The following is a 15,808-nucleotide window of genomic DNA, read 5'->3' as shown; positions in this document are numbered from 1 at the left end:
TGGGCGTAGGTTTTAGTTTTGGGCATATAATGTTAGGGGATTTGACTACAAGGTTCGGGAACGTGCCGATTATGCTATGAGTCTCTAAAATAAATTAGTGCTGTTTTTACCAACTTGAATTGAAAAGATTAAACTAGGGTCATCAGTTGAGTGCATCAGTTGTCTGTAAATTGGCTCAACGGATTATGGAGGTATATAGTTTTACATGAAAATCAAATTTTGGCGTGGGCGGACACTGTTAACGGCGATCGCATCTACTATATTAGCGATCGCAACTCCCCTTTCCATGACCACAGCCCTAGAATTTCCACAAGGTCCAAGTCGCCAGCCACCTCAGTCAACCGCTGGGGGAGGAACCCGAGGGAATGCCACCACCATGGTCGATGGCACTTGTGACAACAACAGTGATTTTCTCATCCCCCTATTACCCATAGGTTACGAGGTCTTAAAGACAGCTTCCCCCAATCCCACCTTTTTCCTGTACGTTCCGAAAACCAAAGCCGAAAAGGCTGAATTTTTGGTGCTAGATAGCCAAGGTCGCGATGTCTATGTTGGAAGTTTCGCCACACCTGCACAAGGGTCTATTATGAAAATTAGCCTACCGGAAACCGTTTCCTTGAGAGTGGGAGAAACCTACACCTGGCAATTTTCCCTATTTTGCGATCCTAATCAAAGGGATTTAGACGAATCCATCACCGGGGCTATTGAACGGATAGAATTAGATGACGAACACAGAGCTAGAATTGCCGCCGAAACTGACCCCATTGATCAAGCCATACTGTATGCAGAACAACAGATGTGGCCGGAAACTCTCCTGATAGCGTTGGGACTGCGAGAAACCCATCCCGAAATTTGGGAACAGTTGATGGAGTCCGTAGGATTAAAAGATATCGCCTCTGAACCGATCGCCCCCTGTTGTCCCCCAGAAACTGAGGAAACTGTGGGTTCGGAAATCGAAGCATCCTAACTAATGTTCAAAACCATTAGAGAACGATTCTGGAATTGGCGGGTTGTCCTGGTGACGACCCCCTCTGTCACCCTAGCCGTGATTTTATTACGGCTAACTGGTATTTTGCAAACCTTGGAATTGGGGGCCTATGACCAGTATATGCGCTGGCGGCCCCCAGAAGCCCGTGATAGTCGCATTGTCATCGTTGGTATTGATGAGGATGACCTTAAATTTATTGGTCAGGGTTATGTACCAGATGGGGTCTATTTTGAGTTAATCCAACGACTCAATGCCATGAATCCTAGGGTAATCGGATTAGATATTTATCGAGATTTACCCTTTGAACCTGGCCATTCCCAATTGGTGCGGCTTTTTGAAACTACAGATAATCTAATTGGTATTGAAAAAGTTATAGGTGATCACTTTTTTAGTCGGGTGGGACCCCCTCCCGCCTTGGCTGCTAGAGGACAAGTTGGGGCGAATGACCTGATTGTTGATCAGGATAATAGGGTGCGTCGCGCTTTGCTATATTTACCTAGAGAAAATGGGGAAACTGTCCATAGTTTTGCCGTTCATTTAGCCCTGAGATATTTAAATGCAGAACCTGACTTTTCCGTTGAGATTGTAGAAGGTACAGATAATTGGTGGAAATTTGGTGATGTCGTGTTTGTTCCTTTTGAGGGGAATGATGGGGGTTATGTGCGCGCCGATGATGGTGGCTATCAAGTTTTACTTAACTACCGAGGACCTAGCCAGCATTTTGAAATTGTCTCCATGCGAGATATTTTTGAAAACCGGGTAGCCTCAGACTGGGGAAGCGATCGCATTATTTTAATTGGTTCCGTCGGCGAAAGCATGAAAGATTTATTTTCTATCCCCTACACCCTAGCGCCTGATCAACGCATGACTGGCGTAGAAATTCATGCTAATATTGTTAGTAAAATCATCAGCGCCGCCCTGGAAAATCGACCTCTGATTAGAACTTTACCAGAAGTTGTCGAGTGGCTATTGATTATGTTCTGGTCTGGTCTGGGGGCGACCTTGACTTGGCGACTACGCGACCCCACTAGAGTCGGACAATTCCTATTTAAAAGAGTTGTGATTTTGGTTCTGGCTGGGGGTATTTTATTAGGCTTTACCTGGGTCGCTTTTTTAGGCAGTTGGTGGTTGCCTGTTGTCCCTTCATCCATCGCTTTGGTGGGTTCTGTAGCCGTAATTACTGCTTATATTGCTCGTTCAGCATCAGATATCCGTAAAACTTTTGGTCGATATCTCAGTGATGAAATAGTTGCTAATTTGCTGGAACACCCAGAGGGATTAAAAATGGGTGGAGAACGTCGTAAAATCACTATTTTAACCTCCGATTTACGGGGTTTTACCGCGCTTTCTGAACGCTTACCACCGGAAGAAGTTGTGCAGGTGCTGAATTTCTATTTATCCTATATGGCTGATGTCATTACCCATTATCAAGGGACAATTGATGAATTTATGGGGGATGGTATTTTAGTGTTATTTGGTGCGCCTACCCTGCGCGAAGATGACCCGGAAAGGGCCGTGGCTTGTGCCGTAGCCATGCAATTGGCTATGGCTCAGGTAAATGAACAAATGGAGAAGTGGGAATTACCAGCTTTAGAAATGGGAATTGGCATTAATACCGGGGAAGTTGTCGTTGGTAATTTGGGTTCGGAAAAACGCACCAAATACGGAGTTGTAGGAAGTCATGTTAATCTCACCTACAGAATCGAGTCTTACACCACAGGCGGACAAATTATTATTTCCGAAGAAACCCTAAATTGTACTACTCCTAATTGGGTCAAAATTGATGACAAGAAATTGGTACAACCCAAGGGGGTGAAAAATCCCATAGCTATCTATGAAGTCTCTGGAATTGCCGGTAAATATAACCTATTTTTACCTAAAGAAACCGAAATATTTTATTCTTTGTCTCAGCCGATATCATTACAATATACCGTCTTAGAAGGTAAGCACGTTGGCGAAAACCTATTTTCTGGGCGGTTATTACAACTCTCCGATCGCAGTGCTTTAATAGGTGCAGAAGATGGTACAGACTCTTTACCGCTGGTGTTAACTAACATCAAACTGAATCTGAAATCATCTAACTTGGAACTGCGGGAAGATATCTATGCCAAGGTATTAGAAAAACCAGCAGAACCGGGTAAATTTTATATTCGTTTCACTTCTAAACCTCCTGTAATTGAAGCTAAACTTAATGATATTTACCAGATGATTAAAGGCTAAATCAGATTAGGTATCGGGAAAATTAAGGAATTCCGTCAGTAATTTGGGCTACTTCCTGACGGCGATCGCTCCAAATTTCCATGGCTGTGGCTGCTTCCTCCAAGTCGGAAAATTCCGGCATTTGTCGTTCAATTTCCGGGGCCAAATTATCGAGAGATTCCAGACTTTGGCAGTGTTTCAGAATCACCCGCCAACCTTCCAGCCATTGTTGACAAGCCTGCTGGTGTTCGCGAAGGGGTGATAGATTTTCTTCTTCCTGAATTCTGATAAGTTCTTGTTGTTTGAGTTTCTGGGATTGTTCCGCCCAAGCCGATCGCCACGCTTCTATTTTGGGGGAATTATAGTGTTTCGAGTAGCGTGAGATTTCTGTGCTAAATATTTCCCCCAGAAGATCTAGGCGATCGCGATCGCGCGTCTCCCTAATAGCTGCAATTCCTTGTTCCACCCACAGAGGGAGAACCCGAAAACTAACTAATGTGGCCCTCATCCCTAGGAGTTTAACCCAAATTTGATGTGTCCAGAACTCTAGGCGATCGATTTGGCGAGGTGGGACTCCCAGATAAGTAGCCACCTCCAACCAAACACGGGCTAAAGGCCATTGGCGGGGATTGATGATGCCTGATGTGATTAGTGTTTGAGCCATACTTTCTTAGATAACCTAGATTCTGAAGCCATGCCAATCCTAACTCGATGTCCACATTTAGTAGCTCAACAGGAAGGCTCACCCATAATAACTCACTATGTGGCGTGTGATTGCATTTATCGAATCAAGGGATTAGGGGGAGCGATTTTAGCAAGTCCCTAGTAGGATACTCCCAGATCACGCCCCCCCTGAGTTCACTCAAACTAGGACTTTAGACCGTCGCTAATTCAGGAGTAGGGCGCTTACTATTACGAATACCGGCGATCGCTTCCGAATAATTATCAGCATTAAACACCGCCGAACCTGCCACAATAGCATTAGCTCCAGCTTCCAACACCTGCCAGGTATTATCAATCTTCAGGCCGCCATCAACTTCAATCCAAGGGTCAAGACCCCGCTCATCGCACATTTGGCGCAGTTGACGAATTTTAGGAACCACAGTCGGGATAAACTTCTGACCTCCGAAACCGGGGTTGACACTCATAATCAACACCAGATCGCACACATCCAAAACATACTCAATCAAATCCAGGGGAGTAGAAGGATTTAATACCACACCGGACTGTTTACCACATTCCCTAATCAGGTTGAGAGTCCGGTGGAGGTGGGGGGAAGCATTATGTTCAGCGTGAACCGAGATAATATCAGCCCCAGCCTTAGCAAAATCTTCAACATACTTCTCTGGTTCCACAATCATCAGGTGAACATCCAGAGGCTTTTTCGTAACCGGTCGAATAGCATCAACAATCAGGGGACCAATGGTAATATTAGGGACAAAGCGACCATCCATAACATCAACATGAATCCAATCTGCGCCAGCCTCATCAACGGCGCGAATTTCTTCTCCAAGACGACTGAAATCTGCTGATAATATAGATGGGGCGATAACAACTGATTTTTGGGATTGGCTCATAGCGATTGTGTTTCCTCCAACATCTGGTCTTTTTATCCAGTGTATCAGAATTTGCTGACCCCAAGGGACAAACAAAAAAAGTGCTTTTGCCATCCCCGCTGGTGATTTCCCTAGGGAATATCTTCCCATACCGACCCCAGCCATCCAACCTATCAGCCTGGAGATGAGGATATCTTATGCGGCATGATCCTTACCAACCCACCGATAGAATATCTATCCAACAATTTGTGTATTTAATTCCCGTGTTGGGCTTTGTCCCCGCCATCTGGACTTTGTATCGCCATCAGGGTACACCCCAAGAACGCGCTACCTGTCGCTTAGTGGTGACTTTAGCATTTAGCTGGTTGATTGGCAATTTACTTTTGCGCGGTGGTGCTAGTCTTGCGGAAATCCCCGAACTACCTGTGTTGTTCACTAGCAGTGTCCTGACCACAACTTACTTTTTAGTTAACTTTGGCTTAATGGTGCGTCTATGGAAAGATAAACCCCTATGGTTGCCAGCAATCAGTCCTTTTGCCGAAAAGGTTATGCGTCGTTATCTGCGGGATAATCCCCCTAACTCCTGAGTCTCTTAATATTACAGGACCGGTAGATTTTGGTGAGTTGTATATCCTGTTAGCGCTGGCTGATGCTGAAAGAATGGATTATTCTGGCGGCTCTGATTACTCCCCATTGATCTACCCACTACTGATAGCTAACCATTGCTAACCAGGGCGATCGAAGACTACAATTGATGAGTAGTCAATTGATCTCAAAATTTCTCGGAAGTGTCTGTCAACTCTTTGTATATTAAAATTGGTGTGTGAGGAAGCCTGTGTCAAATCATCGAATCAAACGGCAAAAACCACTTAGATCTCAACCTTCTCGACCTATTCTGAAAAAGTTCACCAGGTCTAGCCCCGCCAAATGGCTTGGTATTGGTATGGGTTTAACTGGAGTGGCTATGATTTCGGCAACGGCCGGAGCCTTGCTGGCTGTTTCCTTATCTTCAACTCCCCTCATGCAGGAAAAGTTAACACCTGAACAAGAGGCGGTTTTTTCTAAGGGTGAAATGGCGCGGGTGAATATGCGTTTACCGGAATTAACTCGTCCGGTAAATATTCTGGTTTTGGGTATTAAAGTTTTAACCTCCGATTTAGATGAACCGCCAGAAGAAGACCTGGGATATCATGCGGTGGTAGACTCCTTTAAGGGTCTTTCTGATACCATGCTTCTGTTGCGTTTTGACCCTAATACTAATAAGTTAAAAGTTCTTTCTATTCCTAGGGATACCCGTACTTTTGTCAAGGGACGGGGGATGACTAAAATTAATGATGCTAACTACTATGGTGGTCCGGCACTTAGCGCTAAGTCCGTCAGTGAATTGATGGGCGGTGTCGGTATCGATCGCTACGTTCGCGTTAATGTCTTGGGCGTTGAAAAGCTAATTGATGCCTTGGGAGGAGTCACCGTTTATGTTCCTAAAGATATGAGGTATCAAGATGATAGCCAACATCTTTATATTAATCTGAAAGAGGGTGAACAACATCTTGATGGTGATCGTGCTTTACAGTTTTTGCGGTTCCGATATGACAATTTAGGTGATATTGGTCGGGTACAGCGTCAGCAAATGCTGATCCGCTCTTTTATTAACCAAGTTTTAGATGTGAGTACCATCTCCCGTATACCTCGGTTAGTGTCCATTATTCAATCTCATATTGATACAAATTTGACCTTAGAAGAATTGGTGGCTTTGGTGAATTTTGCCGCCCAGGTGAGTCCCGATGATGTACAAATGCTTATGGTTCCTGGACAGTTTAGTGACCCGAAAGAGTATAGGGCTAGTTATTGGCTAGCAGATTATAGTCGCCTTGATGCCATGGTGACCAAACATTTTGATTTTGGTCATAACCGTTGGAGTTTTGATAATGTTGATCCCAGGGATTTGAGAATTGCTATCCAAGACAGCACTGATGATTCCTATGCCGTTGATGATTTCATGTCTTCTCTCAATAGTAAGGGATATTGGAATCTGAGACTGACAAGACCCTGGAATCAACCACTTGATGTCACCCGTATTATTGCTCAAGATGGCGATGTCAGAGGCGCACGAACTATTCAGGAGGCTTTGGGATTTGGGGAAGTTGTGGTGGAAAGTACCGGTCATCTACAGTCCGATATTACCATTCAGGTAGGATTGGATTGGCTGGAAAAATACGAAGCTAAATTTCAGGAGGAAACTGAGCCACAATTACAGATCGAGGATGATTTCGGCAGCTCCCGACGGCGACTGTCTGGACCCTAAAACCTATGGTAACACCTTTTTGTCCCGGTTCCCTTGCTTCCTGGTCTGTTCAGGGACTATCCTGGAAAGTAGATGAATTTGACAGCGAGATAACCTGATGAGACTTTGGCAAGTTTGGTGGCAGAATCTGGTTTATCTAACCCAATATAATCCGCCTCAATTTATTGAGGTTCTCATGCTACTGTTGGGGATGACACTATTGCTGCTGTGGGCTTTAACAGGACGGTGGCCATATTTGGTCTTGTGTCTTAGTTATGTGATGGGGTCTTCGGCTTCTATGTTAGTTCGAGAGGCGATTTTTCCCTCTAACCGCTTACTGCTTACCCAATTGGTTGCTATCCTATTGTTGGCTCTAGGTTTCTACACTTTGATTGATTTAGTGCTACTGTGAACTGAGATCTGAGTTTTTTCGATTTCCCATGGGCTAGTTATGCTTGCAAAAAATAAACCGTCCCTGCTTGTAACTATAGGTGCGATCGCTGTTTTGGTTGGTGGTGGGGTTGCTGCCTATTTCGCACTCACCGCTAGAAGAACTATTAGAGATGTGCCTTTGGGGGCTAATATTGTTCCCCAAGATGCGCTGTTAGCTGTTTCTGTTTCTACTGCGCCACAAAAATGGCAAACACTTCAACAGTATGGCACTTCACAGTCTCAGGCGGCTTTTGAACAATTGCTAATTCAGTGGCGCGATCGCATTTTTACTGATCAGGGCTATAATTTTGAGCAAGATATTCAGCCCTGGATTGGTAATGAGGTGATGATGGCTTGGTTGCCTGATCCGGCTTTGGTCTCTGGTCAGCCTTCCCCCTCCGGTGATACTCCCCGTCAGTCTCCCATGGCTTCCGCTAGGATCTTATTACTTCCTATCGCTAATCCTCTCCGCGCTCAAGAAATTTTGTCCGCACGAAAGTCTTTAAATCAAGGAGAAATTCTCGAACGTAACTACCGGGGAATTGATATCTTTGAAACTCAAGGACGATTGCAAAATTATTCTATTGCAGTCCTGGGTCGAGAGTTTCTTCTCGTTTCTGATGACCCTCGTGCTACTGATAGGGCGATCGATACTTATCACGGTGATAGTTCCCTCGCTGCTACTCCTGGATATTCCGCAGCCATTCAACAAATTAGAAATTCCCAGGCTTTTGCTCAGGTTTATCTGAATATTCCCGTCGCTGCTTCTTTGGCTTCTATGACGGCGGCGCAGCCTATTCCCCCAGAAAGTTTGGCACAATTGAAACGACACCAGGGCTTTGCTACTACTGCTATTTTAAGAGATAATGGCATTAATTTTCAGGGGGTTTCCTGGTTGCGGCCTAACACTGATAGAAAACTCACTGTTGGGAATTCTACTGATGGAATGCTCAGACGTATCCCAGATACGGCGATTATGACTCTCGGTGGCACCAACCTTAAACAGTTCTGGAGTGATTATAATCAGGGGGCTAATGCTAATCCGATCGCTCCTTTTAATCCACAGGCTTTGGCTGCTACTTTACAAGAGTCTATTGGTATGGAGTTGCAGCGAGATTTCCTTAGCTGGATGGATGGGGAGTTTTCTCTGTCTGTAATTCCGGGTATTTCTAATCCTAACACCCCTCAACGCTTTATGGCTGGTTTGGTGTTTATGGTTAGGGCGAGCGATCGCAATGCGGCGGACAACGCTTTACAACAATTAGATCAAATTCTCAGGGGTCGCGGTTTCCAGGTTGGTGATGCTCAACTTAATGGTCAGCCTGTGGTTCAGTGGACTTCTCCCTATGGCGGCTTTACTGTGCTTCGCGGTTGGTTAGATGGAGATGTCGCTTTTGTCAATTTGGGCGCTCCTGTGGCTAACCAAATTATACCACAACCTCAAACCGCCATTAGTTCCAGTTCTTTATTCCGACAAACTTTCCCCTCTAGTCTTAGTCCTAAACATGGGAATTTTTATATTAATGTTGAACAGGTATTTAATCGCCAAAACCTCTCTTTACCCCCCTTACCGCCTCAACAAGAAGTCTGGGTAAATGCTATTCAATCTATCGGTTTGACTACCGCTGTCATCGATAACCACACCAGCCGTTATGACCTATTTGTGAATCTAAAATCCGCCGCTGTATCTACTGATAATCAGGAGAATTAGATGGTTAGTTGATTAATTGGCGATCGCCTGCTTTTTCATCACTCGCTGCACAGATGCGATCGCTTTATTTAATTCATAACCCCGCCGCTGGGGGTGCTTTTGATAAGCCCGTTGTTCCTCCTCTATCATTTTTACATCCTCTGCCACTAAACCATCTAACATTTTTTTCGCACAACCAAATAACCTGTTTTTGATGAATTTACGAAATTTAATCGGGAGTTTATGCAGTCTCCAAAAGGCGTTAAGTGACGTGAAATGGATTAAGTAGGCGCGGGTTTCACTTACACTAATTGGACAGAGTAAACAGTAAATCTTGAAGTCTTCACCGAGAGTAGAATACCAATGGGGATATATATAACTAACCGTCAGCCTTTCCGGGTGGAGTTGTCGCAGCGACCGGAAAAATAGTTGTGATATAGACCAGATTTTGTCTATTTTATAATAGCTTTGTGCTTCATAATAAGCATCAACTTTATTGTCGGTTTCTGTGATATAATCTAATTGCGCCTCCGTCCAGGCTTGCCAGTTTTGGTGTAGGTGTCCGTGGTACATATCCATCAGGTTTTCGACTAAAAAAGAATAGTGCGCCTGGGTGTGAATTGTCGCCACGGTGGCTATGTAGTTCAGGTGTTCCCATTCGGGAATTTCTAGGGGTTCATTATCTGGCTTTTCCTCTCCTATGAATATCCAAATAAATCCATATAATTCTCGCACTGGATAGGTCTTGATTCCGCATTTTGGTGGTTTTTGATTCTCCTGTAAATACGGTACATAAACACAGTCTCCACCACCATTAAACCTCCAGCCGTGATATGTACATTCTATCTCGTCTCCGATCGCTTTTCCGTGACTTAGTTTCACTTGGCGATGGGGACATCTGTCTTCTAAGGCGTTTATTTTCCCCTGAGTGTCTCTGAATAACACAATCGGCTGATTCCACAAAATTACCCCCACCGGGCTACTGGTGACTTCCTGGCTGCTACTAACAACATACCAGCAATGGGGGTTAATCCCTAATTGTCTGATGTCCCTCCTATTTGCGTAACTTGGGGTCATGCGATCGCCTCTATTTCACCAGCTTCCAATTTTAGCCGAATAGGGATAATCCTAAAATACTCAAAGCACAGCGCAATTTTGACACTCACCGATTATCTTAGCATGATACTAACTTGATGTCAACTGTTTTTTTAGGAAAATCCGAAATTTTTAATCGTGGACTATTCCAGATCTTGAGGTCAACCAGGTTGACCATAAATGGAAAATCTCCCTATCAAAGCCTATCGGAAAATCCCCGGTTTAATCACGACTTGATAATCCCTGCTATAAATAGCTGGTAGATTAGTCAGGAATTTGCCAAATTTCCAGGTTGCGATTATGGCTACCACTAACTAAGAGGGGACGTTTGGGAGAAAAGGCGATCGCTTCAATTTTAGAGGAAGGTCCTCGCAAGGTAGCGATCGCTTCTTGATTTTTGAGGTCCCAAAGTTGGACTGTATCATCATCACCACCACTGGCGATAATTCGACCATCAGGACTCACCGCGATAGATTTAATCGCCTGTGAATGTCCGTGTAAGGTAGCCATAACTTCCTTAGTGGTAACGTCCCATAATTTCAGAGTTTTATCACTACTTCCGCTGATGAGAGTTTGACCATCTCGACTAAAGGCGATCGCATTAACTGAGTTATCATGGGATAATAAAGTCGAGATTTCCTCGCGGCGGTTAAGATCCCACAATTTCACCGTATTATCCTGGGAAGCACTAGCCAGCAGTCTACCATTAGGACTAAAAGCCACCGCGCGAATTTCCCGATTATGCCCTCTTAATGTACCAATGAGTTCATTAGTCCCTAAATACCATAAAGTAATAGTATGGTCGTGACTACCGCTGGCGAGAGTTTGACCGTCTCGACTAAAAGCGATCGTCGTAATATCCCTTTCATGTCCTTTCAGCGTGGCGATTTCTTGTTTGCTGTGAAGATCCCACAATTTCACCGTATTGTCGCGACTACCACTGGCGATAACTCGACCATCAGGACTGATAGCAATCGAGTTGATAGCGCCTCCATGTCCCGTTAAAGTAGAAAGATGTTCAAAGGTTTGTAAACTCCATAATCTCACCGTATTATCATCACTACCACTGGCGAGAGTTTTACCATCAGGGGTAATAGCCACAGTTAATACCCTAGCAGTGTGTCCGGTTAAGGTTTGTCCTAACCTCGCTTGATTCCACGCCGACACCGGAGTTATCCAAGACATTAACGTTGGGGGGGTATTTTTTAATAGTATATTTCCACCCGTCCCCAATAACAATAATGCCGCACTAGCGATCGCTATCGTTTTCGCAGGTTTTCGGCGGCGGGATAATCCCATAAATAAAGGATGGGAAATCACTGGGAGAGGATGACTATTAGAGTTGAGGTCTCTTAAAACTTCGGCGGCGTTGGTATAGCGATCGCTTAGGTCTTTCTGAAGTAGGCGATCGATAATTTGTCCTAATTCTGGACTGATAGGAGTTGGTAGATAATTACGCCAGTTTTTTGTCCAGCCATAACCTTCTTCTGTCCATAATTCAAAGGGATGAATTCCCGTGAGTAAATGAAAGCAGGTGACACCCAAACTGTATAGGTCACTGGCGGCGTAGGCTTCTCCCCCACGCATTTGTTCTAAAGCCGCATAACCATCTGAACCTACTCTTGTCCCTAGAGGGTTAACCATCACCGTTTCTGATAGTTGTTTGGATACCCCAAAATCAATTAATACTAAATCACCGATATCTGTGGTTTGGGTAACTACTTTATCTTGAATGATAGTGGGTGCGCTTTGGTTAGGGGTAGGGGTTAAATTATGGCGATCGCTTATCGGTTGAGGAACCCTGCTACGATGGATGATATTTTCCGGTTTAATATCTCGGTGAATCACCTGGCGACTATGGATAAATTCTAAAACCGGAAGCAATTTTAACAGCAGTTGGCGGACTTGTGCTTGATTCCATCTTCCACCCTGTTCTAAAAGTTGCGCCAGGTTTTCTCCTTCTATATATTGTTGGATTAAATATAGACAATTATCTTCTTCAAAATAACCGTAAATTCCCGGAATTTGTGGGTTACCTTCTAGTTGCTGTAATTGTTGCGCCTCCAACTTGAACAAGTCGGCTGCCTTTTGTAGTCCCCAGTTACTTTTTACCTCCGCCACCAGTTGTTTGACTACACACCGACGGTTGAGGTTATCCGTATCCTCAGCTAGATAGGTGCGACTAAACCCTCCTTTTCCTAACGGTTTAAGAATGCGGTAGCGTCCCCGCAGTAGGGAAATTAGGGGGGTATTACAGCTTTGACAATATGTAAGGTTGTCGGGGTTTATCGGTTGCGGACAGTTGGGGTTGATGCAGCAGGTCATAGCGATCGCATTCTGAGTGACAGCATAATATTTATTGTGCCTCAATTTTTCCATTTTGGTGGCACAATATTTTCGCGATCGCAGATGATTTCCATATCTACCAGAGTTTTTAAAAATTCTCCCCACCCAGACAACAGCCGACCTTTATCTCTCTCTCCAACATCTTTCTACCACCAGGGGAGTTGACTGTCATTGTGTCAATCAGGAAACTAGCACAGTTACAGTCACCTGGAATAACGGTCAATAACCAGCAATTCCACTATTTGACAACTGTTATAGGCAATTTCCCTATAGGTCGGTTAGGAAAGTTGCAGTATCGCTTGATTGGATAATTACACAGGCTTCTATTTTGGGTCTAGCAACCATAACAGTTACCACTAGGAGTCTCATGGTCATGGAAATCAACTTCGCTGGATATCTACCTTCCCTAATTGCGATCGCTATCTCTGTTGCTGCCATTTTCGTTTATACCCACACCCAAGAAGAATTAATCAAGCTAGTCTCAGGAGGCATTGCTTTAGTTGCGGTTGTCTCCAGTTTCCTCTTGGCTAATTGGGTGATTCTGACCGGGTTAGTCATTTTGGTGCTTAATGGATTCAAATTTTTTCCCAAAGAAATCATGACAGAATTTTAAAATCTACCATTTACCCCTTGACAATTGCGCCAAAATCTGCTAGTACACGCGCATGATTTCGCAACAACCCTAGTAGGTTGAGACGGTTTCGCTGTACTTTCGGATTAGAGTCCATCACCAAGACGCTATTTTCACCATCAAAGAATTGGGTAACTGTGGGAACAATTGCTGCTAAGGCTGTCACTAATTGTCGATAATTGCGAGTTTCTAATGCGGCTTGAGTGTTGGGTATCAAGTCTTCTAGGGCTTCCATAAATGCTTGTTCTGAATACTTTTCAAACAGAGAAGGGTTAATCACCGCATGGGGTTGAAGTTCCCCCGTGTCGAGGTCGCCTTGTTTAGCGAGACGGGTGGAACGGTTGATAGTTTCATAGATGATGTCTAAAGTACCGTCACCGCGAATTTCTTGTAAAAACAAAGCGCGATCGCGTACATCTAATAAATCTTGTAACACGCGTTCCTTATATTCTATGTCTTCATCTCCCAACACCGCATTAACCAAATCATAATCAATGGCTTTCTCGTCCTGCAACAAAGTCCGAATGCGCTGTAAAAAGAAATCTTCTAAATGATGAATCAGACCTAACATCGCGTTAGGATGACTATTAACGAAATCCGTCGTTAAATCCTTTAGCAGTTCATGCAAGTTTAAAGGTAGGTCAGCAGACCAGATAATATTCACAACTCCATTAGCCGCCCTTCTCAGAGCAAAGGGATCTGATGAACCTGTGGGAAGCATTCCCAAGCCAAAAATACTAACTAGCGTGTCGAGTTTATCAGCTAGGGCGACCACTTGACTAATGATATTTGTCGGGAGGCGATCGCTTGCTCCTTTGGGGAGATAATGTTCAACTATAGCCTTAGCGATCGCTTCAGGTTCGCCGCCAGCTAAAGCATATTTTTCCCCCATGATTCCCTCAAGTTCGGGAAATTCATAAACCATCTGAGAGACTAAATCCGCCTTACATAATAAGGCTGCCCTTTTTATCTGGGCGAGTTCCCCTTCGCTTACTTCTAGCTGTTTACCAATGCGATCGGCATTGGCAATAATTCTATTCACCTTGTCGCGAACTGAACCCAAATCTTCTTGAAACGTGACATTTTCCAAGTCGGGGAGATAGTTTTCTAGGGGTTTCTTTAAATCGGTTTTATAGAAAAATTCTCCATCTGCTAATCTCGCGCGGATTACCCGTTCATTACCCGATGCAATAATTGCAGCTTTGGCTGGATCACCATTAGAAATCGTAATAAAATATGGTTTCAGATTACCGTGGGTATCTAGGACTGGGAAATAGCGCTGATGTGTCACCATTACCATTTTAATCACTTCTGGTGGCAGCACTAAAAAGTCCGCGTCAAAAGTTCCCACTACTGCTGTCGGCCATTCCACTAAGTTAACCACTTCATTCAGTAACTCTTCGGGAATTTCCGCCTCCCCGCCTACGCTGTTCGCTGCTACTTTTACCTGGTTGGCGATCGCTGTTTTTCGGGTCTGCGGATCTACTTCTACAAACGCTTTACCCAGGGTTTCCGCATAGTCCGTCGCTTCCGCAATACTCACTGAGTTCGAGTGTAACACTCGATGACCTTGGCTATGGCGATCGCTGCTAATAGTTTCCGAACCGTTGGGGATACTTAGCGGTAATATCTCCTTATCTAATAGGGCTACTAACCAACGAATCGGACGGGGGAAGCGGATATCTCCATCTCCCCAGCGCATAAATCTTTTACCTTCTAACCGATTAATCCATTGGGGTATTAATTCCGTTAAAATTTCCGACGTTTTCCGTCCGGGAATTTGTTTGAGGACAAACACGAAATCCCCTTTGGGGGTCGGGCGAATTTCGATATCTTCTAAGTTGATATTCTGTTTTTTCGCGAAACCTTCCGCTGCTTTCGTCGGTTTCCCGTCTTTGAAGGCAGCACTGGCGGGGGGACCTTTGATTTCTTCTTCGCGATCAGGTTGCTGTTGTGGCAGTCCCGCTATGACTACAGCCAGTCTTCGCGGTGTGGCGTACACTTTCACCGACTCGCAGGTGAGGTATTGTTCTTTTAGGCTGGCGGGAATCATCGCCTCCCATTGGGCGATCGCCCCTTCGACAAAGGTTGCTGGTAATTCTTCTGTACCGACTTCGAGTAAAAAGCTAGGCATGGGAGACAGTGCAGGTGGTCAGTGTTCGGACAATTTTACATCCTACCACAGTTTCGGTTGGTTTCGGTTCTAACTTCCCCCCCCACCTTTCCCTAAATTGGTGTCGCCGCATTCCCTCTCCGACTCCTGTCAATTTCAGAAGTTCACGACAGAATCATGGTTTCCGGCAGGTTATCCAGTTATAGACACAAGATAGGCATTATCTTTAAAATATCACGCCGAATTTGGTTTTGTCAATTACTGTTAGGAAATAGACCGAAAAATCACTCAATTACCCGTAGTATTTCCGATACATTTAAAAACTCTTCCTGGCGTGAGGGTTAACTCGTGAGTTGGGGGAGGTAAATTAGACGGGTGTGGCTGTAACCTTTTCCGGTAGGGGTATAGAGCGATCGCCTTTCCCCCCCCACCTTTCCCTAAATTGGTGTCGCCGCATTCCCTCTCCGACTCCTG

At 44.6% G+C, this 15,808-nt stretch carries 12 protein-coding genes; 7 read left to right on the top strand and 5 right to left on the bottom strand.

Annotated features, from left to right (window positions below):
- Positions 1–205: 205 nt before the first annotated feature.
- Positions 206–967: a DUF928 domain-containing protein gene (locus tag P5683_RS14820; RefSeq protein ID WP_046319438.1), complete on the top strand. Its 762-nt coding sequence runs from the start codon at positions 206–208 to the stop codon at positions 965–967.
- A 3-nt stretch (positions 968–970) separates the two neighbouring features.
- Entirely contained in the window at positions 971–3,208 is a 2,238-nt protein-coding gene (locus tag P5683_RS14815) for an adenylate/guanylate cyclase domain-containing protein (RefSeq protein WP_315639718.1), read from the top strand.
- A 22-nt stretch (positions 3,209–3,230) separates the two neighbouring features.
- On the opposite strand, the gene P5683_RS14810 is transcribed toward P5683_RS14815, so the two are convergent.
- Both P5683_RS14810 and rpe read right to left on the bottom strand, forming a co-directional pair.
- Positions 3,231–3,851, bottom strand: a complete 621-nt coding sequence (locus tag P5683_RS14810) for a hypothetical protein (protein ID WP_006625165.1) — start codon at positions 3,849–3,851, stop codon at positions 3,231–3,233.
- A gap of 211 nt (positions 3,852–4,062) precedes the next feature.
- Positions 4,063–4,764, bottom strand: coding sequence for a ribulose-phosphate 3-epimerase (rpe, locus tag P5683_RS14805; RefSeq protein WP_008051461.1), 702 nt, complete (start codon positions 4,762–4,764; stop codon positions 4,063–4,065).
- A 176-nt stretch (positions 4,765–4,940) separates the two neighbouring features.
- On the opposite strand from rpe, the gene P5683_RS14800 reads away from it, so the two are divergent.
- From P5683_RS14800 to P5683_RS14785, 4 genes are all read left to right on the top strand, one after another.
- Positions 4,941–5,330, top strand: coding sequence for a hypothetical protein (locus P5683_RS14800; RefSeq protein ID WP_006625163.1), 390 nt, complete (start codon positions 4,941–4,943; stop codon positions 5,328–5,330).
- A 356-nt stretch (positions 5,331–5,686) separates the two neighbouring features.
- Positions 5,687–7,048: an LCP family protein gene (locus P5683_RS14795; protein WP_006625162.1), complete on the top strand. Its 1,362-nt coding sequence runs from the start codon at positions 5,687–5,689 to the stop codon at positions 7,046–7,048.
- Between the two features lie 97 nt (positions 7,049–7,145).
- Complete coding sequence (locus P5683_RS14790) at positions 7,146–7,439, top strand: hypothetical protein (RefSeq protein ID WP_006625161.1); 294 nt, start codon at positions 7,146–7,148, stop codon at positions 7,437–7,439.
- A gap of 39 nt (positions 7,440–7,478) precedes the next feature.
- Positions 7,479–9,170, top strand: a complete 1,692-nt coding sequence (locus P5683_RS14785; RefSeq protein ID WP_315639715.1) for a DUF3352 domain-containing protein — start codon at positions 7,479–7,481, stop codon at positions 9,168–9,170.
- A 12-nt stretch (positions 9,171–9,182) separates the two neighbouring features.
- Here P5683_RS14785 and P5683_RS14780 read toward each other — a convergent pair whose 3' ends face one another.
- Positions 9,183–10,226 (bottom strand): aromatic ring-hydroxylating dioxygenase subunit alpha, encoded by a 1,044-nt coding sequence (locus P5683_RS14780; RefSeq protein ID WP_315639714.1) that lies wholly within the window; start codon positions 10,224–10,226, stop codon positions 9,183–9,185.
- 282 nt (positions 10,227–10,508) lie between these two features.
- The gene (locus tag P5683_RS14775) at positions 10,509–12,695 is read right to left on the bottom strand and encodes a serine/threonine-protein kinase (protein ID WP_228116343.1); all 2,187 of its coding nucleotides are present in this window, start codon (positions 12,693–12,695) and stop codon (positions 10,509–10,511) included.
- 268 nt (positions 12,696–12,963) lie between these two features.
- On the opposite strand from P5683_RS14775, the gene P5683_RS14770 reads away from it, so the two are divergent.
- The gene (locus P5683_RS14770; protein ID WP_006625155.1) at positions 12,964–13,203 is read left to right on the top strand and encodes a hypothetical protein; all 240 of its coding nucleotides are present in this window, start codon (positions 12,964–12,966) and stop codon (positions 13,201–13,203) included.
- Between the two features lie 10 nt (positions 13,204–13,213).
- Here P5683_RS14770 and glyS read toward each other — a convergent pair whose 3' ends face one another.
- The gene (gene glyS / locus P5683_RS14765) at positions 13,214–15,355 is read right to left on the bottom strand and encodes a glycine--tRNA ligase subunit beta (RefSeq protein ID WP_046319434.1); all 2,142 of its coding nucleotides are present in this window, start codon (positions 15,353–15,355) and stop codon (positions 13,214–13,216) included.
- Between the last annotated feature and the right edge of the window lie 453 nt (positions 15,356–15,808).

Source organism: Limnospira sp. PMC 1279.21 (assembly GCF_032349615.1).
GTDB classification, from domain to species: domain Bacteria; phylum Cyanobacteriota; class Cyanobacteriia; order Cyanobacteriales; family Microcoleaceae; genus Limnospira; species Limnospira fusiformis.
The sequence above is the reverse complement of the archived record's forward strand: the minus strand, read 5'-3'. Positions and strand labels throughout refer to the sequence as shown.